19 protein-coding genes are annotated in these 21,599 nt (G+C 29.6%); 13 read left to right on the forward strand and 6 right to left on the reverse strand.

Going from position 1 to position 21,599, the window contains the following annotated elements; translation table 11 throughout:
* From EM308_RS13740 to EM308_RS13790, 11 genes are all read left to right on the forward strand, one after another.
* The gene (locus tag EM308_RS13740; protein ID WP_035632941.1) at positions 1-1,788 is read left to right on the forward strand and encodes a DUF262 domain-containing protein; all 1,788 of its coding nucleotides are present in this window, start codon (positions 1-3) and stop codon (positions 1,786-1,788) included.
* Complete coding sequence (locus tag EM308_RS13745; protein ID WP_051877599.1) at positions 1,718-3,949, forward strand: DUF262 domain-containing protein; 2,232 nt, start codon at positions 1,718-1,720, stop codon at positions 3,947-3,949. The genes EM308_RS13740 and EM308_RS13745 overlap by 71 nt, the downstream gene beginning before the upstream one ends.
* A gap of 156 nt (positions 3,950-4,105) precedes the next feature.
* A complete protein-coding gene (locus EM308_RS13750) occupies positions 4,106-4,732 on the forward strand; it encodes a metallophosphatase domain-containing protein (protein WP_035632938.1) in 627 nt (208 codons plus the stop codon).
* A 105-nt stretch (positions 4,733-4,837) separates the two neighbouring features.
* On the forward strand, positions 4,838-5,569 hold the full coding sequence (locus EM308_RS13755) for a hypothetical protein (protein ID WP_035632936.1): 732 nt from the start codon (positions 4,838-4,840) through the stop codon (positions 5,567-5,569).
* Positions 5,570-5,662: 93 nt separating this feature from the next.
* Positions 5,663-6,619 carry an FtsZ/tubulin family protein gene (locus tag EM308_RS13760; RefSeq protein ID WP_035632934.1) on the forward strand — a complete coding sequence of 319 codons (957 nt, stop codon included), beginning with the start codon at positions 5,663-5,665 and terminating at the stop codon, positions 6,617-6,619.
* Positions 6,620-6,630: 11 nt separating this feature from the next.
* Positions 6,631-7,362, forward strand: coding sequence for a hypothetical protein (locus EM308_RS13765; RefSeq protein WP_035632932.1), 732 nt, complete (start codon positions 6,631-6,633; stop codon positions 7,360-7,362).
* Positions 7,363-7,380: 18 nt separating this feature from the next.
* Entirely contained in the window at positions 7,381-7,614 is a 234-nt protein-coding gene (locus EM308_RS13770) for a hypothetical protein (protein WP_035632930.1), read from the forward strand.
* A gap of 5 nt (positions 7,615-7,619) precedes the next feature.
* Positions 7,620-8,882 carry a hypothetical protein gene (locus EM308_RS13775; RefSeq protein WP_035632927.1) on the forward strand — a complete coding sequence of 421 codons (1,263 nt, stop codon included), beginning with the start codon at positions 7,620-7,622 and terminating at the stop codon, positions 8,880-8,882.
* A gap of 544 nt (positions 8,883-9,426) precedes the next feature.
* On the forward strand, positions 9,427-9,999 hold the full coding sequence (locus EM308_RS13780; RefSeq protein ID WP_035632923.1) for a hypothetical protein: 573 nt from the start codon (positions 9,427-9,429) through the stop codon (positions 9,997-9,999).
* A 205-nt stretch (positions 10,000-10,204) separates the two neighbouring features.
* The gene (locus EM308_RS13785; protein ID WP_156101284.1) at positions 10,205-10,666 is read left to right on the forward strand and encodes a hypothetical protein; all 462 of its coding nucleotides are present in this window, start codon (positions 10,205-10,207) and stop codon (positions 10,664-10,666) included.
* 400 nt (positions 10,667-11,066) lie between these two features.
* A complete protein-coding gene (locus EM308_RS13790; RefSeq protein ID WP_051877598.1) occupies positions 11,067-12,725 on the forward strand; it encodes a DUF262 domain-containing protein in 1,659 nt (552 codons plus the stop codon).
* Positions 12,726-13,275: 550 nt separating this feature from the next.
* On the opposite strand, the gene EM308_RS13795 is transcribed toward EM308_RS13790, so the two are convergent.
* From EM308_RS13795 to EM308_RS13820, 6 genes are all read right to left on the reverse strand, one after another.
* Complete coding sequence (locus EM308_RS13795) at positions 13,276-13,503, reverse strand: helix-turn-helix domain-containing protein (protein ID WP_035632920.1); 228 nt, start codon at positions 13,501-13,503, stop codon at positions 13,276-13,278.
* Between the two features lie 437 nt (positions 13,504-13,940).
* Complete coding sequence (locus EM308_RS13800; protein ID WP_035632919.1) at positions 13,941-16,307, reverse strand: hypothetical protein; 2,367 nt, start codon at positions 16,305-16,307, stop codon at positions 13,941-13,943.
* Complete coding sequence (locus tag EM308_RS13805) at positions 16,300-16,605, reverse strand: hypothetical protein (RefSeq protein WP_070261866.1); 306 nt, start codon at positions 16,603-16,605, stop codon at positions 16,300-16,302. The genes EM308_RS13800 and EM308_RS13805 overlap by 8 nt, the downstream gene beginning before the upstream one ends.
* 6 nt (positions 16,606-16,611) lie before the next feature.
* The gene (locus tag EM308_RS13810) at positions 16,612-16,905 is read right to left on the reverse strand and encodes a helix-turn-helix domain-containing protein (RefSeq protein WP_035632917.1); all 294 of its coding nucleotides are present in this window, start codon (positions 16,903-16,905) and stop codon (positions 16,612-16,614) included.
* Positions 16,906-16,997: 92 nt separating this feature from the next.
* A complete protein-coding gene (locus EM308_RS13815) occupies positions 16,998-18,011 on the reverse strand; it encodes a hypothetical protein (RefSeq protein ID WP_035632915.1) in 1,014 nt (337 codons plus the stop codon).
* Positions 18,012-18,107: 96 nt separating this feature from the next.
* Positions 18,108-19,385 (reverse strand): tyrosine-type recombinase/integrase, encoded by a 1,278-nt coding sequence (locus EM308_RS13820; protein WP_035632913.1) that lies wholly within the window; start codon positions 19,383-19,385, stop codon positions 18,108-18,110.
* A gap of 434 nt (positions 19,386-19,819) precedes the next feature.
* Between EM308_RS13820 and EM308_RS13825 the strand changes: the two genes are divergently transcribed.
* Together EM308_RS13825 and EM308_RS13830 are read left to right on the forward strand one after the other, a co-directional pair.
* Positions 19,820-20,284, forward strand: coding sequence for an Mpo1 family 2-hydroxy fatty acid dioxygenase (locus EM308_RS13825; protein ID WP_035632910.1), 465 nt, complete (start codon positions 19,820-19,822; stop codon positions 20,282-20,284).
* A gap of 110 nt (positions 20,285-20,394) precedes the next feature.
* Complete coding sequence (locus EM308_RS13830; protein WP_035632907.1) at positions 20,395-21,345, forward strand: NmrA/HSCARG family protein; 951 nt, start codon at positions 20,395-20,397, stop codon at positions 21,343-21,345.
* The last annotated feature ends 254 nt before the right edge of the window (positions 21,346-21,599 follow it).

Raw genomic sequence — 21,599 nt, forward strand, 5'->3', positions numbered from 1 at the left:
ATGAGCAATAGTATTGAATTAAAAAGTATTGGAACTATTATTAATGAACGGACATTTTTTTTTGTTGATTCCTACCAGAGAGGATATAAATGGGATAAACAGCAAGTAGAAGATTTATTGAATGACATTAATGAATTTGAACCGGGGAAAAACGGGGATTTCTATTGTTTACAACCCGTCGTAGTAAAAGAAAAGGATAAAGTAGAATTAATTGATGGACAACAGCGTATGACGACCATCTTTATTATTTTATCATTTTTAAAAAAGGAAAAGTACAATATTGATTATCAAACAAGAAACGATAGTGCTTGGTTTTTGTCAAGTATTGTAGCTAAAAATGAAATTAGAACCGATTCATGGGATGATTTTAAAAAAATAGATTTTGAAAATGAGAGAACGGTTAACAATATCGATAATTATCATTTTTTCAATGCTTATCATATAATAAAGAAATGGTTCTCTTCGAAAATCGACACGGATAAATTTTATAATAAATTAGTTAATGATACAAAAATAATTTGGTATCAGGTTAATGAAAATGTAAAATCACAAGAGATTTTTGGAAGGATTAATATTGGTAAAATTCCATTGACCAATTCTGAATTGATTAAAGCATTGTTTTTATCAAGCAATAAAAATGAAGAAACAATAAAGAATCAAATTGAAGTAAAATGGGATTCAGGAAGTTCAGCGGTAAGTATTTCAGGATTTGATAAGATCAATAAGCTAAATAACGATCTAAAAAATGAAATTGCTCTAGAATGGGACTTTATCGAAAAAGAGTTGCAGAACGATGAATTTTGGTATTTTATTTCAGATGAAAGGGAAAACAGATTTACCCGAATCGATTTGTTACTGGATATTGTTTCAAATAGAGATTTTGAAAATAAAAAACAAGACTCACTTTATTCATTTCATTACTTTACGAAAAAGAGTGATTTAAAGCAGGAATGGAGTAGGATAGCTGAATTGTTTTACACTCTACAAGATTGGTATCATGATTTAGAATTATATCATTTAGTAGGTTATCTTATTTCAGTTTCTGGGAAAAATAAATTAAAAGATTTATGCAACGAACAAAAAGAAAAATCAAAAACTACATTTAAAGAATGGCTAAAAAATACAATACAAGAATCTGAAACCATAGCTAAATTTGGTGAATATGGGTATGGTTCGGGTTTGGTTACAAATGCTTTATTGTTGTTCAATATAAAAACTCATATCAAAACTTCCTCAGAAAATAATTTTAATCGATTCCCATTTAAGTCTTATAAAATCAATAAATGGTCGATTGAGCATATTCATGCCCAAAATTCAGAAGGATTGATTTCAAAAGAACAATGGATAACATGGTTAAATGATGCTGTTCTGGGAATGAAGAAATTTGAAGCTAATGGTACTATTGAAAATCTAATTCTAAAAATTAACGAAACAATCAACAGTAGAGACGATTTAAAACGTGAAGAATTTCAAAAATTGTTTGACGAGGTTATAAAAAATACTTCCGAAGATCATGAAAACGAAATCCACGACATTGGCAATCTAGCATTATTGGATGGCAGTACAAACAGTTCTATCAGCAACGGAATTTTTGCTTCAAAGCGACAAATGATTCTAGATGCAGAAAAAAATAAAACCTTTATACCAGTTTGTACTAAAAATGTGTTTTTGAAATATTATACCAAAGACCCTAAGCAATTTTATTTTTGGAGTAAAAATGATAGGGAAAATTACCTTGAAGCCATTAAAAAAATATTGGATATTAAAGAATCTCAAATTAAAGCATAAAACTACTATGTCAGAAGAAAATAAATTATATACGTTTTGGAGTTTATTGGAAGAATATGAAATTATTATTCCTAAAATTCAGCGCGACTATGCTCAAGGTCGTGACGATAAAAAAGTAGAAATTATTAGAAATAACATTTTAGATGATTTTGAAAAAATACTTCTAGGTGAAAAAGAGCAATTGAATTTAGATTTTGTGTATGGCTCTAATGAGAATGATACGATAATCCCACTTGATGGGCAACAGCGTTTGACAACACTATTTTTACTACATATCTACTTGGTAAAGATATCTGGAAATTATGATCAAAAAAATAAGGACATCTTTAAAAAATTCAAATATGAGATTCGTTCCAGTACCCAAAAATTCATCAATGCATTGATTGAAAATGAATTTGCTACGGACATTGAAAATCAGCCTTGGTTCTTTAATTCTTGGAAGAAAGACCCCACAGTAAAAGGAATGTTAGTGATGCTAAATGCAATCCATGATAAATTTAAAGGAGAAAAAGAATTATGGATAAAATTGATTGGAGAGCAAAAAATAACATTCTATTTTCTCCCATTGGACAAATTCAAATTAACCGATGAATTGTACGTCAAAATGAATTCGAGAGGGAAACCTTTGTCTGATTTCGAAAATTTTAAATCATGGTTGGATGAAAAATTAACTCAATTAAACGGTTTTGATAATTCTGATTGGTCGCTTAAATTAGATACGACTTGGACAGATTTATTTTGGAATAACGACAATGATGATTATTCTATAGATAATGAAATGATGAATTTCTTCAGAGGAATTGCGATGAGTAACTATGTGCAAAAGATAGAAGTTTCAGATGAAAATAAAAATATTTTTGAAAAAAGAATAGGAGAATTAAATGATATTGACAAAGTATATTTATCAAATAATGAGTATGGGGATATTTTATTTAATGTAGGAATACAAACGGATATTTTTTCAGATATAAGTAAATTTTTGGATACTTACTCGCAAAAGGAAGAAACAATTTTAGGGCTTTTGAAAGAAGTTAATTTTTGGGGTGATGACAACCAAAATCTATTTCGTAAATTCATTCAAAATCCAACGTATTCAGACAGAGCTTTGTTTTTCGGATTATTTAAATACGTGTTAAAACATTCTGATTTAACAGAGGATAGAACTGAAGCTGAAAGATTTTTCAGGATTTTGAGAAATCTTATTGAGAATTCAGAGGTTAATGCATCTACTCTGAAAAATATTTTAACATCTATTGCTAAAATGACAGAGGCATCAGATATTTTGACATTTATGGTGAATGATAATTCATTAATTGGATTTAACGGGAATCAAGTCAAAGAAGAACAAATTAAGGCTAGATTGATTGATGAGAATTTTGCATGGGAAACTAAATTCAAAGAAGCTGAGAATCATCTCCTATTTAGAGGCAATGTTGGTTTTTTATTAAATGACCAGATTAACGATAATCAATTAGAAAACTTTAAATGTCTATTTGAAAGATCTAAGGAAATTTTTGCCATTGATGGTATATCAAAGAAATACAAAGAGAATTCGATTTTTCTGAGAGCTTTTATTAGTCAAATGGATGAATGGGGGCAGCTTTGGAAAATTACCTATGATTCAGAAAAAGAAACTTGGAGTAAAATACTTAAAAATGAATATTTAAGACCTTTGTTAACAAAAATCATAAAAGAAGATACTCAGCAATATGAAAAATGGATCATAGAAGATTCCAAAATCACAAACATTAATGAAGTCCAAAAAGTAGTTCATGAAAATTTATACAAATCAAAATTACTAAATGTTGCATTTAAAAAATGTTCATTAAGGTGGGCATATAACAGGCATATTTTGGCGCCAAAAGGTGCTAGTGCTGCTCATAAAGTATATATCCTTGATTCTAAAAGGAATAAAGTTTTATCTCAAATGATTAACGATAAAAACAATGAATGTAGTAGCGAACAAAAATTAGGAGATATAGATATTTTCTGGGGGTGGGATATATATTTTACATACAAGAAAAAAGAATACATTTGGAATTGGAGGGGTGAAGAAAATGAAGTTCGCTATGGAGAAGCTTCTGTTACAATAGAAAACTTAAGTGATTTAGTGTCTTTAAAAATGAAACTGGATCCCCCTTTAGAATTGGTACATCAATAGCCATTCCCATCTATTTACAAAATTGAAATAGCTTTGTGTAAAATAAAAATCAAAAAAAAACATATTTCTGTCATAAAGCTAATATAATCATATGTGTATTTTAAAACGACACTCCAGCCGAGTGTCGTTTTATTTTACTCCATTTAATTCAAAATAATGAATCTCACCCTCATTTCCGATACCCATTTTCAACACGAAAAACTATATTTACCAGGTGGTGATATGCTTATTCATAGCGGTGATTTATGCAAATATGGCACAGAAGACGAGGTTGTTGTTTTTTTAGAATGGTTTGAAAAGCAGGCATACACTCACAAAATATTTATTGCGGGCAATCACGATTGGTTTTTTGAGATATATGACAAAACTTATATTGATAAGATACTACCTCCTTCGATCTATTACTTAAATGATTCAGGAATAGAAATTGATGGATTCAAAATTTGGGGTTCTCCTATACAGCCCGAATTTTGTGATTGGGCTTTTAACCGAAAAAAAGGTGCTGAAATCAACAAACATTGGAAATTAATCCCTAAAAATACCGATATTTTAATTACACATGGTCCGCCATTTTGTATTTTAGACCAAACCAATAGAAATTACAATGCGGGTTGTGAAATGTTATTGAAAAAAGTAAAGCAAATCAAACCTAAAGTTCATGTTTTTGGTCATATTCATGAAGCTTATGGAATGCTTGAAAAAGACAAAACCATTTTTGTTAATGCTTCTTCGGTCAATAGTAATTATCAATTGGTCAATGCTCCAATTGTTTTGCAAATATGAGATTGGGCAGTTAATTATCTTATAATAATATTGAAAAAGCAAAATTTTATTTCAAACGACACACTCCGGCAGTGTGTCGTTTTATTTTTGGTATAAACTAATGTTATGATCCATACTATTGTAGAATTAATTTATGTGATTAATGATTGCGAAATAAAAATCAAGCAATATGAAATAAAACAAGATTGTTTTCATCAGAATTATGATGAGCTGAAAAGATTGGAGGAGAAGAAAAATGTACTTAAAAAACAAATTGAATGTCATATTCAAGAGTTTAAAGAAAAAATAAAAAACAATTATTTGGAAGCACGGTTATATGCTAACATATTAATTGTGTTAGAGAAAAAATTTGAATTACAGCCTAGAATTATGAACGCAAACTTATTTTGTTTAAATATCCTTAAAGAAAAGCATAGTATCATAAAAAAGGATAAGACTTTCTTTTCAAGAATAGGTAAAGATCGAGAATCCATAATATGTGAAAATGAATTGCAAATGATCGAAATGCAATCCCAAGATTTACTTTACGAATTTTTTGAAAAAAATAATAAATTTCCTACTAGCATCGACAAAGAAACGAAACAGCAATTCAATGCATTGTTGCATCATTGGGGCTTTGTTGAAAAGAAAAAAGTTTTGGATAAAAGACGACTTGAATTAGAAATTCGCTTAGAACTGCTTGAAAAAGCACTAAAAGGAAGAAAACCAGCATGTGGAAATTATAAACCATTTAGCTATGAATTAGGCAAAAACATTAATGATGAAATAATGGAAATAAAAAGAGAATTGTTAGAAATTAAAATCCAACAATCAAAAAACATCGATTATATTCTGTGAATCATTATGAAAAATATAGGTTATAATTCTGAAAACGACACACTCTGGCAGTGTGTCGTTTTAATTTTGGCAGAAACATAAAAAACTGAATATATGGAATTTGAATATTTACAAAAGGAAAATCAAATTTTGCTTGAAAATCTAAAAAATGAAGTCATAAGAAAAACACTTGCTTATATGGTTGATTTTAAAGAACACGAAAATCTTGTAACTGTTCAGAAACCATATTCAATCGAAATCTCCAATCCTGACATTTGTATCGCTGTTATCTTTTTTGTTGGTTTTGTAGGGGAAGAATATGAAGTTTTAAAAACCAAAAGGCATTATCATATCGTTTCTTTTCATAAAATACTGCAAACAATGCACGAATTTGAATCGATACCCATAAAATACCTCGATTATATGGCTTTGTTCTTTATGTCCTTAGGCAGAACAAATGATGAGACAATAAAAGATTTTTTACATCTTAAAAATCTATATGCACATCAAACGGTGCTTCATTTAAGAAAAGAGTATATTCTTAAAAAAGTAGTTTGGAACCATGACTTATTTTCTTTAATCTTTCACAAGCAAAAGAAAGATTTGTCCAGTAATAAGATCAAAGAAAATTTTACTTCTTCAATGGCTATAAATAGTATTATGGAAGCTGACAATGAAGAAAATTTAAAAAACATTAATTCTTCTTTCATTCAAGAATATGTAAAAAACAAAGAACTTTTAGCAAAAAATGAACCAAAAACAGATTTAGACAAAGTCAAACCTTTGTTAGTTGGTTTTGCAATTGCATCTGGTAATAACAGAGCTAAAAAAGCTACGAAACTCACACTTTTGCCACTTCTTTTACAAAATTCTCAATTCATTCAAAACACCAAATCTATTTTGGTAATTATTTCATCCCATACTAACGAAATCACAATAGATGAAATTGCGATTATAGTTGATTATATTCAGAAAAAAATGGGAAATACTAACATAATTTTACATGTAGCCGAAGATGAAAATCTTAGCGAAGCACTTGCTCTTACCATAGTTTTATCTAGCGATAAATAAAAAATTAAACAATGAAAATAGAAATTAGCATCTTACATGACCTAACGTATCAAGTGTCTTCAGATAAAATAAAATCCATTGGAAATAAAAATGCCTTGCGCCTTTTGAAAGGGATTTATACCAACAAACCTAGATTTATAGACCGCTATCTTTCCATTTATGATAACATAGAATTACTGAAACCGATTTACAATTACTTTCTGGAAAATTATGAAAAAACAGTTCCTTTTACTTATAAAGAAGCTTTTGAAATTGAAGATGAAAATTTCAGAAGAATGGTCTTTAATGCTATTGATATTTCAGATTTGATTCAAAATTTGGGAGCCACAAGAATCAAAACAGATGGCATAGAAGTAAACCGAAAATGTTTTGACAAGCAAGGAAATACACTTCCTAACAAAAACTACCATGCTGTTTATGAGACCTATCAAATTGACTGTTCAAGACTAGTTATAGGATCAGAGTTTGATAACCAAGAAAACTTTGCATACGCTGTAAAATGTTGGTGTACTTCTACCAATAAAGAACATTGGATTTGGATTGAAGACTCTTATAAAGATCAACCTCTGGAGGCAATTGCCAGTACTTTTCGTTTCCATGAAAATGTGATTCCACATATAAAAGAATTGAAAAGACAAGGAGATATAATGTTGGTTGAACTGAATCAAGAAATTATTCCCAAAGGAAAAATCATTCCATTAACCGCAGAACAGTATTTTAGACTTTTAACCATTGAAACTTAATCTTAAAACTTAATAATCATGAAAAAAGAAACATTAATTCTAGAACCATCTACAAACACGCATGTTTTGGAAGCCGAAAAAATTGAAATGAAAAAATTGAACAATGGAATCATTCAGTTAAAAATTACAGGAAATGGAATTGTTACCCATGGCGAACACGGAACCATCAAAACGGAAGCGGAATATATAATTAAATACATTCAGCAAGAAATAAACCCAATTTCAAGAGTCATACAAAATGTCTTTGATTAATAATTATGGAAGAAGGATATTTTATTTCGAATAATAAGAAAATTATATTGGCTCCGAATTTAGAAAAATTAGATCTAAGTATTGACCAATCAAATATTATAACGGCCATAAAATGCAATAGCAATTTAAAAAAATTAAAACTGAGTAATGGACATTTGAACCAATTAAGTAATATTGATATTGAATTGAATGAAAATTTGAAGTCTTTATCATTGTTAAGAATTGATATTCAGTCTTTAAATCTCAACGAAAAATTAGAAGAATTAGAATGTTATATTATTGAGGGTTCTACTTTGAAATTGAATGAAAACATCAAGAAATTCAACTGTATTAGTTGTCATTTTAGCAAGCTGGAGTTAAATGAAAATTTAGAAGAATTGAAAATTAATAATACTAAAATTTCAGGTTTAAAGCTTAATAAAAATCTTAAAAAACTTAATTGTAGTGATACCAATTTACGTAAACTAGAGTTAAACGAAAAATTAGAAGAATTAGAATGTGATTTTACTAAAATTTCAAGTTTAAAACTCAACACAAACCTAAAAAAACTCAAATGTCATGATAGTAAATTAAGAAAACTGGAGTTAAACGAAAATTTAGAGGAATTGGATTGTTCTCATAATATGATTTCAAGTTTAAAACTCAATAATAATTTAAAAAAGCTCAATTGTGAAATTAACAAAATAAAAGAGCTAGAACTCAACGAGAATTTAGAGGAATTAAATTGTTTTGATAATAATATTTCAAATTTAAGACTCAATAATAATTTAAAAAAGCTTGATTGTGGATTTAATAAAATAAGAGATCTTGATATGAACGAAAATTTAAAGGAATTAGATTGTTCTGTTAATGCGATTTCAAATTTAAAACTCAGTAAAAATCTGAAAAGACTCCATTGTGGAGTTAACAATTTAAGAGAGCTAGAACTCAACGAGAATTTAGAGGAATTAAATTGTTTTGATAATAATATTTCAAGTTTAAAACTCAATAAAAATTTAAAAAAACTTATCTGTTTTGGCAATAATTTAAGTAAAATGGAATTAACTGAAAATTTAAAAATCCTTGATGTAGCATTTAATGACTTAAAAACAATAACCTTAAATGAGAAACTAGAAGAACTAAATGTATCTGATAATAAAATAGAAAAAATAGTTATAAATAAAAAACTAAAACTTTTGAAAATTTCAAATAGAAAGAATAAAAACATTCAATTTGATAATTCAGTTAACAATACCGAAGTACAAATCGAGTATTCTATTTTGGGCTAATTAATTTGGGATTGCGAAAATTCAAATAAAAATCTGTTTTAATAAAATATTTGTCTGTCATATTTTGTCTTAGCAGTCGAGTAATTTTGTTATCTGGCGAAGCTGAAAACCAAACTAGAGTAAGCATTATTTAAATTTACATTTATGTCACAAATGATTAACACTGGGGATGAATTAATTCGAATTAACCCTAAAAAAAAGTACCCAAATTGAATACTCAACAACAGCAGGAAGATCTTGGCATACCCGATATTCCAGTTCTTCTTGTGGGGACTTTTATGATTTAACAGATAATGGAAAGGAATTATTGGCAAACACTTCAAAAGGGCTTTTTTATTCTACTACCGATGGAATGAGTTGGCACAAAAGAGGCTAATAATCTATGTCGAAGTGAGATTGAAAATTGAAAAGTCAAACAGCAATCCCTAATAAGATTGTGGTTTTTTTATTTTCCAAAACGATAATAAAACAAATTTCATTCACGTCATCCTTTGGCGTTATCAAAAAATATCTTTGTTTTTATTAAAATAATAACAATAACAACATGAAAATAGATAAAGAACTTGAGATAGATTTTATTAGAGCCATTCAAAAATCAAATAGTGAAAGGACATATAGAGAAGGAGGAAGAATCCATAAAAGATGCAAAAATATAGAAAGTCAGTTTAGATTTACTCCAAAAGTAAATGAGAAAATAGTACTACTAAATGAAAAGCTTAAACAAGAAGAAAAGCGAGTTTTTTATCAATATAGATTAATTGAAAAGCAAAGTAATTTGATGGTTGTTAATAAAGAGATTGATGATTTTAATATTACTGTTGTTTTGAGTTATTGGAACGAGAAACATTACAAAAAATATGAACCTTCAATTGAAGGAAATCCTTTTTTTGAAACTGTAAACAACTTTATGGATATGCAAAGAGGTGAGATAGAATACAATCAAGAACCTCATAATGAACATCATGATAAAGCTCCTTTTCCAGAAATCAATCATTGTTATTCTTTTCATAATTTATATGATCATTGTCATGAATTAACTTGGTTTGATATTTATAATATCGACGAAGTTTGGATGGAGATCAAAGTGGATTATCAGTTTTTTAGAAAAATAAAATAATTAAAAAAATCTTAGACACATTGTGGAATTTGTCCATCATTAAAACAGCAGTACTATTGTATTTAATTTTTATGAAGCTTTTTTTATTTCAACCTATAGTTTTATGCATAACCTTAAAATTAATCATCATGGGGAAAGTTGGACACTGAAAAAATTTGAGTGCAGTGAGGCAGATTTAAACGAGTGCTTAAAAGTAGCAACTAGAATGAAAGTTCCATTAGCAGAAGCCTTATTGGATCCATTTTTCTATTATAATCTTAAAATAAATTCCATTCCATCAGTTGAGCATTTACCGGGCAGTAAAATTACGGGCTTATTAAACTCTCCAAAAAACCAAATCGAAATATTAATAGATGGCAAAAAAATCAAAAAGCTATATATTAAAGATTTACAACAAGAACTTTTGCTTTTTCCATTGTACAATATCCATAAAACTGAGATTATTAAAGATTGCAGTCCTGGAATATATGTAGAACAAAAAGCAATTGGATTTATTTCCAGCTATGAAATAAAATTGGACAGCTTTGATATTGAGCATTTGCAATTCAATTTGTTGCAATTCAACGATAAACTATTATTGCAACAACCAAGTTATCAAAATAAAAATTTCCGATTTAGAAAAAAGGAAACATTGCTTATTTACCAGAATAGTTTTGAAGTTTTGTAAAACAAAATAACAACAGGACTTAGCTACTACAACGGATTTTTGGAATTGGCTTTATGTAAAATTAGTTTGTGTTTGAGATGATTTGGTAAATCCAAAGAAAGGACTTAATTTAGTTCCAAACCCGCTGTAAAGGCGGGACGTTACCTGCTATGTTAAAAGGACGTAACTGTTAAAAACAACGACACAGTTTGGCTTGTTGACATTTTAACTTTGCAGAAACGGGAAAACCGAAAACAGTATGCATAAACAAAAAAGATACGGCTAATTTTTATTGCAAATGATGTGGAATAAAACATTCAAGTGTTTTCAAGTTTAACTTCAAATTCTTATTCAAAAAGTCCAACAAAAAAATGATCAACTGTATTGTAAAAAAACATAATATTACTAAAAACAAAATTGAATGGAAATCGAATCACAAATTGAATACAAAACTGCAGAAAATATAAAATCACTTTTTGAAGCGTCTGAAAATATTAGAATTCCGGCTTATCAAAGAGCATATAGTTGGGAAAGCAAACAATGTTCGCAATTTCTTGAAGACCTTTTAGAACAAAAAAGTAAACGATATTATTTAGGTAATTTTCTATTTGAAAAAGATGGCGAAACACTTTTCATTATTGATGGGCAACAACGCTTAACAACAACAATTTTATTTCTTTCTGCAATTGCAAAAAATCAAGAAAAACACGGAATAAATATTGACGGAATAAAAGAAACATATTTAACTGATATTTTCAGAACAATTGAAGACGACCAAATCATTTTCAAAAAAGTAAGCCAAAAGCATTTAGTTTCTGCAATTGACGATACTGAAACAATTTCTCAAAAAAGAATTATTGATGCCTTTAATTTTTTTGAAACCGAATTAACAAAACTTGACAGCGACAGCTTGTATTTAGTTCAACAGACTTTAGAAAATGCAGTCATAAGTACTTTCTACATAACAAACAAAATAGAAGCTATACAAGTTTTTGAATACCAAAACAACCGAGGAAAAGAATTATCAAGATTTGAGGTTATCAAAGCTTATTTGATGCACCAAATTCATATACATAGTACAAATGACGTACAAGCAAATAATGATATTGCCGACATTCAAAGAGAAATTTCTCAAACGTATCGTCACATTGAAGCTGTTGAAAGTTATTTCACAGAAAGCGAACTTTTAGACAACTATTGCAATTTGTTCTTTAACATGAACGGTAACATTGAAGCAATTAAAGATAAACTAAACCAAGAAGGAAATAAAATCAAATGGATAAAATCATTCTTTGAAAATTTTGTAGAATTAACACATAGTGCGAAAAGCATTGTTAGTAATAAAAACATTTCTGAAATTACAAACTTGTTTTTTGTTGGCAACGAAGCAAATTGGAAATTGGTTTTACTTACATTATTCAACAAAGGAGAAGTTTCAGGCGATACGTTCAAGCGAATTTTAAAACTACTTGAAATTCTTTGTTTCAAATTAAAATTGGGCGACTATCGAACAGATTATTTACCACATTATGCTAATCGTTATTTTAACCCAACTGACATTTACAATCTTGACAGCTTATATCAAGACATCAAGAACGTAACAGAAACAGGTTTTAAGTGGTATTGGAATGATGGAGACAGATTCAAAAATATAATTATCAATTATTTTGACAATGAAAAATGGCATTATGATCGTAATACAATTCGCTTTGTATTATGGCAATATGAAAATCATTTAAGACAAATAAACCGTTCAGGTGCGTTGTTAGACAAAGAACTTTACAACAAATACACAATTGAACACATTAAACCGCAAAATCCAACTGACGAAGTATATAGTGAAGATTTTAAAAAGAATTTTCTACAGCTTGCAGGTAATTTAGCTTTATTAACACAAAGTCAAAACAGTAAATTTGGTAATAAATCTTTTGAAAAGAAAAGCGAACTTTTCCAAGATACTGCTCTATCGAGCTATACAGAAATTAGAGAAAAAACTGTTTGGACTGAAATAGAAATAGCTGACAGACATCAACGAATTTCTGACTTTGCTAAAAAATATTTTGACACAACAAACTTGTAAACTGAAGAAACACAGATTGTAACATAGATATTAGAACGGATTTGGGTAATAGGCTTAATGGAAAGTTGGTTTTGTATTTGGAAAATTATGCTAATCCAAAATAGTCGAAGACCCGCTGTAGTGGACGGGATTTAATGTGTTTTCTATAGATATCATTCTGATCTGGTTTACAATTATTACGATAAGCTTTTTCGTTAATATAAAAAAAGTTTAGAGGTGTAAAGTTATTTACTTGTTATGTTTACTATTTTTTATAAGGGTTTCTAATGGAAAAATATTTCAATTTTGCCTTACAGAATATCTTTGACTGCTTAATTTTGATGTTATTTTTAACAAAAGCCTTTGAGATCCTGAACTAGCAATAAGAAAACATCTTTACACCTCTAAAAAAGTTTTCCGAATTTCAAGCGGTACTGTATCAAAATTAAACTACACTCAAATAGGAATACAGTTCAATTTAAAATCCAACAACTTTTGTTTAATTTTCATTGTGTTAAAAATAACCAGCTTAAATTCAATACGATTAAATTCATTTAGGATGTTTATTAGATTATTCCTTGAAAATTTCTCTCAAGTCATAATTTAATGCATAAAATATTTCGAATACAGTATTTATGGAATAATTTTTTGTTTTTCCTTTTTCTATATTTCCTATACGTGTTGCCGAGCATTTGTTTTTATACACTTTTATAGATAATGCAGTTAAGCTTAACTTTTGTTTTTTACGCTCGTTGTAAATGAATTTACCGATAGCTTCTTGAATAGTTTCTTTTTTCATGATTTATAATATTTAGTAAAAATAGAATACAAATAATAGATAACTTAGTTGTTCTTAATTAGTTATCATTTTATTTCTCTAGCTTGATCCTTATATGTTAACAATTTTGGTTATCACATCTTGTTAATTGCTGCTAATAGATTTCTGTCAAATCATGTTTTGCCTGAGTAATCTATATTTTCAATAATTGGCTGATTCTACGTGTAACGGTTACAAATGTGTTACGCTTGTTGTTACACATAAACTATTGAATTAAAATGATGTTACGGTTGTTACGGATAAAACCAAGCAGTAATATAATTTGATTTTTTTTAGGTACATTTCTTTAATGCTCCCGCGTACTAATTATAAAAAAGTGTAACAACCGTAACAACCCAATAATCATTAGAGTTTAAACCGTAACGAAAAGTGTAACGAATTCGTAACAACTGTAGCGATTACTGTTTTTTAATCCAGTTTCTTGACCTTTGAATGTATTCAAAACCAAATTCATGTCTTTCGCTATTAAATTTATCCATCCACACATCAATAAATTTTTTGGTGTTCTTAATTGTAAATATTTTTTCATGTCGCATAGAATTTGAAGGATCGTTATACAGCTTTAAAAAATCAGAAACTTTAAAACTGTCATTTTCTATTAAAATTGACATAATTCTTTCAAATTCCTCTAATATAGCATCACTACTAAATTTTGCTTTGTAATTATCATTTGTCTTGTTGTAATCTGTTTTTATAATCCCCTTTTGCAAATAAAGTCTAACGCATCGGAACACGAAAGAATAAAACCGGTTCCATTCTTCGGAATCCCATTCTTCAAAAAAAGTACAATTAAATTCTATGTTCGGTGTGTGATCAATGTTATAGTAATTCGTAAACTTATATTCAATAAATCTCCAATTGGTGGAAGCGTTTTTCTCATCATAAGATACAATCCAATTTGTTGTAACCGCAAATTTTGGTGTATCTTTAAACTTGATTGATTCGGCTTTCAATCCTTTTTTTTGCGCTGAAATATCGCCTGAAATAGCGGTGTATAAATCATCATACTTAAATCCGGGTGGTACGTCATCTATGATATAAACATTGTGTTTTTTATCAAGGTCATTAAATACAAAAGTATATCCGCTATCAAACTCTTTGCCACCCTTAATCAGAGCCATTTGAACCTCTTGTATGCCTTTTAAGAGCAAAGTTTTTCCTCGTCGTCCATTTCTTGCTTCATCATCTGCAAACATATCAGAAAGGACGGGACAAGGATTTTTGGTCATATTCTTATAGTTGTGGCACATAAAGCCAATCATGGTACAAAAACTCTCCACAATGTTTTTTTGGTCTTGTATAACCGCTTCTTTTTGTCCTATCGCTACCCTTGTTACAAAATGCTCAAACATTCCGACCTCATTGGTATACTGAAATTCGCGGCTCTGGATGTCGTGAGGCGAAAAAAAACCTTTTACTTCAGTGTAATTTTTTCTTTTCGGTTCAATATCGAGGAAGCTATCAAAATAGAAAAAACCATTTTTAAAAGGTAGTCCGAAAGAATTTTTCGTATCTTGATAGTAAATCAATTCTACAGGTGGAATTAATAAAAAACCTTGTTTAATCTTGTACAAAAAATCCCGTGCTATAGTGTCTGCAACTGTATCATATAAAACCCCAAACTCGTTGATATTTTCTTTCAAAAACGAAACCGTATTGGTATTATGATGGAAAAAAATAACAACATTATTAGTATCTCTCAACAAAAGTGGTATGTCATCTGGTGTCGAAATTCTCAAAAACTTTTCTTGAATAAAAAAATTGGCATACAACGAAGGAGAAGTATAAACCTTACCGTTTTGGTCAATGGTGTAAAATTTTTTGATTTCATTTTCAATCGCTGGCTTAACACATTCTTTTATCGAAAATTTTACAATATCAAACTCTGTATTATGAAACACGGCATCTTTACGAACTACAATAGCATCATGTAAGCGCACGTAATCAACTAATTTATTTTCGATTGCACATCTTTCAATATATTCCTTTTCGTACTTTATAAGGTCATTAAAAAGCTTTCCTTTTTCATTAAATCGTTCCAGTGTACAAACCTTTTCAGCGTTTTCTCCAAAAATAGGCTTTAATTTTTTCAATATAGATTCCCTACTTTCTGTTCCTGTATGGTTTGCATTAAGTAAATAAGCTAAAGTTTTTTTAGAAATAATGGCGTAAATGTCTGAGTCCGGTTCAATTCTTAATTCTAAACAAAGAAATGTATAGAATGCCCGATAAATATCATACTCCTTTATTTCAAAAGGCAATTCCCCACGTAATACAGACGGTATATTTGTTAGCGGGTTATATTCTCTATGACCCACTATATTTACACCAAACGCTTCGTCTAAATCGCTGGTATATTCCCCGTTAAACTTCAAAACCATATACAAAACATATCTTTCGTACGCTTTCACACTAAATGGACAATAAGTTTCTCCTTTTGCTTTTGCCTCATCAACCTTTATATAATAATTTTCTAATTTGATAAGGTCGTTTCGAAAATATTTTGCATTTAATTTTTTGCCAGTGATATTGTAGTAAGAAACATATTTTACGTAGTCATTATTTCGTAACGGATTGCTATCCAAAAAATCAACAGCAGATAAAAATGTTTTATCCCGCTTGGTGTGAAATGATGGTCTATTACACGCATCGCGAAAAGTAAATTGTTCTTTTCGGCTTTTGCTCTCTAATTGGATTCTATTTGTAAACTCCAATTGCCAGGCACTCATTACATCGGAACTCCCTTTTTCGATTTTCTTATCCATTGCCTAATTTTTTATGATTAAACTGTGGAAACAAATCGGAGTTTGTGGTTAAATACCAAGCTTTGAAGCCTGTTAACTTGCAAATCTTCTTTTCGACTTCAAAAAGCAAACCTTGCTTTACTAAATCTTTTTTGTATCTGCATATAGATACTGCAGTAGCATCAGTCACCATTGAAGTAGTGACACTGTGAACCTTTAAATAGTGAAATATTGTTTTCTTTTGGACTTTACTTTTTGTATTTTTGTCCTCTTGAATTGACAAATTAATTTCAAGGCCGTGGGGGGTAATAATTTCCATGGCCTTTTATCTTTTATATTTTAAAGATTTCACTTCTGAAAGTCCTTTTTCGAATTGGGATTCGTCAATAAGGATTCTCCGCCCAATTTTTTCGGCATCAATAATTCCCCTTTTTATGTAATTCCTAATAGTTCCTTCTGAAAGGCTATTCCTCTTGGCCGTTACCTTTACGGAATGCCTTATGTTTTCGGGTTTTGTTTCATGGGTTAGTTCTATTAGTACCTCTTTCATCCATCTTTTAGCAATAGGCTCAAATTTGGATAGTAACGTATTAAATAACGATTGTTCTTGAAAGTCCATAGTTTCTTTTTTGGTTAAACAATGGACTTATTAAATCAAACAGTAACTGGTTGCGTAATGGTTGCGCCTCATAAATATTTAATAAGAGGCGCTTAATCAGATAGTTCGTTTGTTAAAAAATCTATATCATTTTCAATTTTAGTAATTGATTTAGAATATTTGGATTTCATAAATGGAATAATTAATTTAAGTTTTTTTATAGGGTAATCATTTACATTATTTATTCTCTTCGTTGCAATATGGTATTTATTTTTAAAGCTTTTAACAGTCGTATTAATGTTATTATCCTCTAAAAATGAATTCATTCTTTCCTTTTTTGTTTTTCCATCCGAAAGTGATTCTGTTTCGTCTGCATAATAAAAGATAGTTGCCCACTCCATTATGCTAAACGTTTGATCCGAATCATTATTAAGTTTTTCAGGCTCTATCAAATGATTACTAATTTTTTCTAAATAATTTATTTCAAGATCTAAAAAATTTGTATTTTTAAATAAAGTAAATTTTAACAAAGCCCTAAGCCATTTATCAATTGATTTTTTCTGCTCAATTATCGACTCTTTTGAAATAACATCTTCAAATTGTAGCAAGTTATTTCTTCGTATAGAGCTTTCTACTTCAGTTAAATTATGCTCAATTACTCTATTTTTTATCTTTATTTCTAATGCTTTTGGAGCTTCAGATTTTGGAAATCTTAGAGTTTTGCTATTTAAATTGTGCCTTGAAGTCAAAGAGTAAAAAATTGCCATTATTTTTACTGTATCAGTTTCAGAATAGAAACCCTGAGAATATGCACTAATTAAATATTTTTCTAAGTCTATATCCTTTTCATGAATCAAACCAATCATTTTTAAAAAACTAAGAGCTTGTTTCAAAAAATCTATATCCGTTATATAACTTATAATGTAGCATAAACATTGAATTCTTTGGAGTACAGTAACTTCCTCTCCATCATAAAAATTTTTTTCATCTTTAAAATTTATCCCACCATTGAACCCCCCAAGACACCATACTAGACCATAAAAAATATCTTCATTAGAATAATTTTCATCTCTATTGTCAATATCAATTAATTCAAAATCTTTGGTTTTTGGTTGGTTGTTTTCCATAAATATTTTTTATATAATACTTAAATTATGTTTTGATGATAACCGTTTACGCGCCAAATCATTCTTGCCTTTCTTGTGGACAATTATTTATTTATTTTAATTTATTTTCTTTAAAGGAATTTCGATACTAAAAACATCATCCATTGCCTCTTTGGTTTGTTCATCATCCACTTGGTAATATTTATTTAAGGTGGCCATGTCCTTATGTCCTGTGGCTCTTGCAATTAATTTGTCAGAAACTCCTTTCCTTTTCATCATTGTGATGAAGGTTCTCCTGGCGGTGTGCGTTGTGATTCTGTTATAGATAAAGTCCTCAGAACGTTCTATTTCTCGACCTCGATTGGTTGTTTTTTCTATTTTGTTTGAAAATTCCATTTCCTCAAATGCTTTTTTCAAATATTGATTTTGTTTTTGATTGGCAATTAACGGTAATTCGTAATCGTACTTGGTTAAAATATATTTTGATAGTGTGGTTAATGGGATATTACGGGGCTCTTTGAAAACGCCTTTTTCTTCTTTCAATACAATATGCGTATCAGTCACATTGCTTTTTGAAATAAGTGAGAGTTCGCCAAATCTCATTCCGGTAACGCAAGCAAACACAAAAACATCCCGCACACGCTCCAAACTTTTTGACTTGAAAGTGTGGTTCATTATTTTGTTTAAGTCATCAATAGTCAAAGCAATTTGACTGGTAGCGGTTTCCTTAATTATGTCTTTTCCACTTTCATTTTTATTGAATTTCTTAAACTTTTCGTTATAGGTATATTTCCTATCAATAGCCCAATTCATGAAGGTTTTGAAGAAAACAACATTTCTCAAATAGGTGTTATTTACGTGCTTTAAGGTATTTAGGGAATAATCTGTAAATTCAGCATGAAACTTCTCGTCAATGCGATTGAATGTAAGAGGGTAATTTTTAGCAATCTCAAACCTTTCGAGAATATTTTTTATATTCTGGTACCTTGTTTTGGTTCCAGCAGTCCATTCAAGTTTGCCTGCTTTCTCATTGAAAAAAGTATCATAGGCCTCAAAAAATACGTTCTTTCCTTTCGGGGTTCTTTTAAATTCTTCATCAAATACCTTTTTGAGGGTGTCTGCTGTGAAAGGCTCATTTATCTTTTTGCGTTCGGTTTCCGTTTTTTGCATCAAATCGGAATACCTATTTAATTGGATTTTGATTGATTCCACAAATTCGGCTTTGTTCTTTCCATTCAGAAAAGGGAATTTGTTTTGTGCATCCCAGTTTTTAGGGTGGATTTTTTCGCCAGTTGAATAGATAAATTTTTTATCTTCGTCTTTGAAGAAACAAGTAAAGTAGATTAATGTTTCTTTTTGGGAATTGGGTTCTTTTAGTTTAAAGGTGTACTTCATAGATGTGGAATTTAACTGCAAAAAACGGGTGCCATTTTAGGTGCCATTTTTGTTATAATTCGTTATAAAATCATTATATAAACAAATATAAACATTCCCAACGGGAAGACGTAAAGTTATCATAAGTTGTTTATTAACAAGTAAATGAATGATAACTAGCCTTAATACTTCTGCGTTCACAAAAGCCTTGTAATCTATTGATTATGAGGCTTTTTTGTTTATGGTTGCCAGTTTAGTTGCTTTTTTGTGGATCAAGAGCAAAAGTTGGGGATTAAGCAAAAATATTGGATAATCTAAATAAGAAGAAATCAATTTTTCTGGGATCAGGAGCAAAAGTTGGGGATTAAGCATAATTTATGCATAGATCCTATATAACTTATATGTTTTAAAACAATGAGTTCTACAAAAATTTCATATTTTAGATTAAAAAAAATATGAAAACACTAAATCAATGGTTTGACGAATATGCTGTAAGTCATCAAAATCCACAAAACAAAGCCATACATTATATCTGTGTACCTGCAATTTTCTTTTCGATTGTAGGGTTGTTAATGAGCATTCCAAGTGGATTTTTGAATAATTTACTAGGGTTTAACCAACCAATAATAGAAAATTGGGCGGCCGTAATTTTAATTTTCGTGTTGCTGTTTTACCTCCGGCTCTCTGTTGCAATGGCTGCCAAAATAACTGTTTTTTCAATTTTATGTTTAACAATCAATTATTACATCGGGCAATTGCTGACACTTTGGTTTTTTTCCCTTAGCGTCTTTGTTATAGCTTGGATTGGACAATTTTACGGACATAAAATTGAGGGCAAAAAACCTTCTTTCCTAAAAGACATTCAATTCTTACTGATTGGTCCTGCATGGGTTGTTCATAATATATTTTCAAAAAAATAAATACAATCACAAAATTCAACATTCTAAAAACCAATAAATTACATATTTTTTCATTATCTTTATGAGTCCTTTTATTTTGTAATTAATATTAATTTAACTTGAAATATAAAATGGAAAACAAAAAGATAATCACCGTTTTTGGTGCAACAGGAGCACAAGGCGGAGGACTTGCCAGAGCAATTTTAACTGACAAAAACAGTGAATTTACAGTAAGAGTTGTAACCCGAGATGCCAATTCTGATAAATCCAAAGCATTCTTGCAATTGGGTGCCGAAGTTGTCGAAGCAAATATTGACGATATTAAGAGTATCAAAAATGCAATTACAGGTGCCTATGGTGCTTATTTTGTTACTTTTTTTTGGGATCATTTCTCAGTTGACAAAGAATTGCAGGAAGTAAACAACTTTATTGAAGCTGCAAGAGAATCCCATTTGAAACACATTATTTGGTCAACACTTGAGGACACCAGAAACTGGATGCGATTGGACGATGACAGAATGCCCACCTTACACGGCAAATACAAAGTTCCTCACTTTGACGGTAAGGGAGAAGCCGATCACTACTTTAGAGAAGCAGAGTTGCCTACCACATTTTTAAGAACTTCTTTTTACTGGGACAATTTTATACATTTTGGTATGGGGCCTCAAAAAGGAGAAGACGGCAACTATTATATTGCATTCCCGATGGATGATAAAAAATTGCCAGCAATAGCAGCCGAAGACATTGGTAAATGTGCTTATGGTGTTTTCAAAAAAGGCAACGAACTTATTGGAAAAACTGTGGGTATCGCCGGAGAAAAACTCAGTGGAGATGAAATGGCCGAAAAACTATCTAAAGCCTTAAACAAAAAAGTACTTTTTAATCGCGTAACCCCAGAAGCGTATCGAAATTTTGGTTTCCCGGGTGCCGATGATTTAGGCAACATGTTTCAGTTTAAAAGGGATTTCAATGATGATTTTAACAATGCGAGAAATGAAATTTTTGCAAAAGAATTAAACCCCGAACTACAAAATTTTGATATGTGGCTTTCTGCCAATGCCTCCCGAATTCCGATTGAATAAAAGCAATACCAAAATTGTTACTTAAAAAAAGTTTCTAAAATCTCAACAAATAAACCTTATAGACCAAATTCAACTTTTCGGGTAAAACTTAGCAAACATTTCTAGATTCTATCTGTAAAAAAGTAAAGACGCAAAAAATTGATTTTTTTGCGTCTTTGTTTTTTATAATAAATTCAACTCAGACAAAACAGATTATTAAACAGTTACATTTTTCTGAAGTTTTATCAAATTTATCTATAATCGTTGTTATAAAA

Origin of the sequence: Flavobacterium gilvum, assembly GCF_001761465.1 — a bacterium.
GTDB classification, from domain to species: Bacteria; Bacteroidota; Bacteroidia; order Flavobacteriales; family Flavobacteriaceae; genus Flavobacterium; species Flavobacterium gilvum.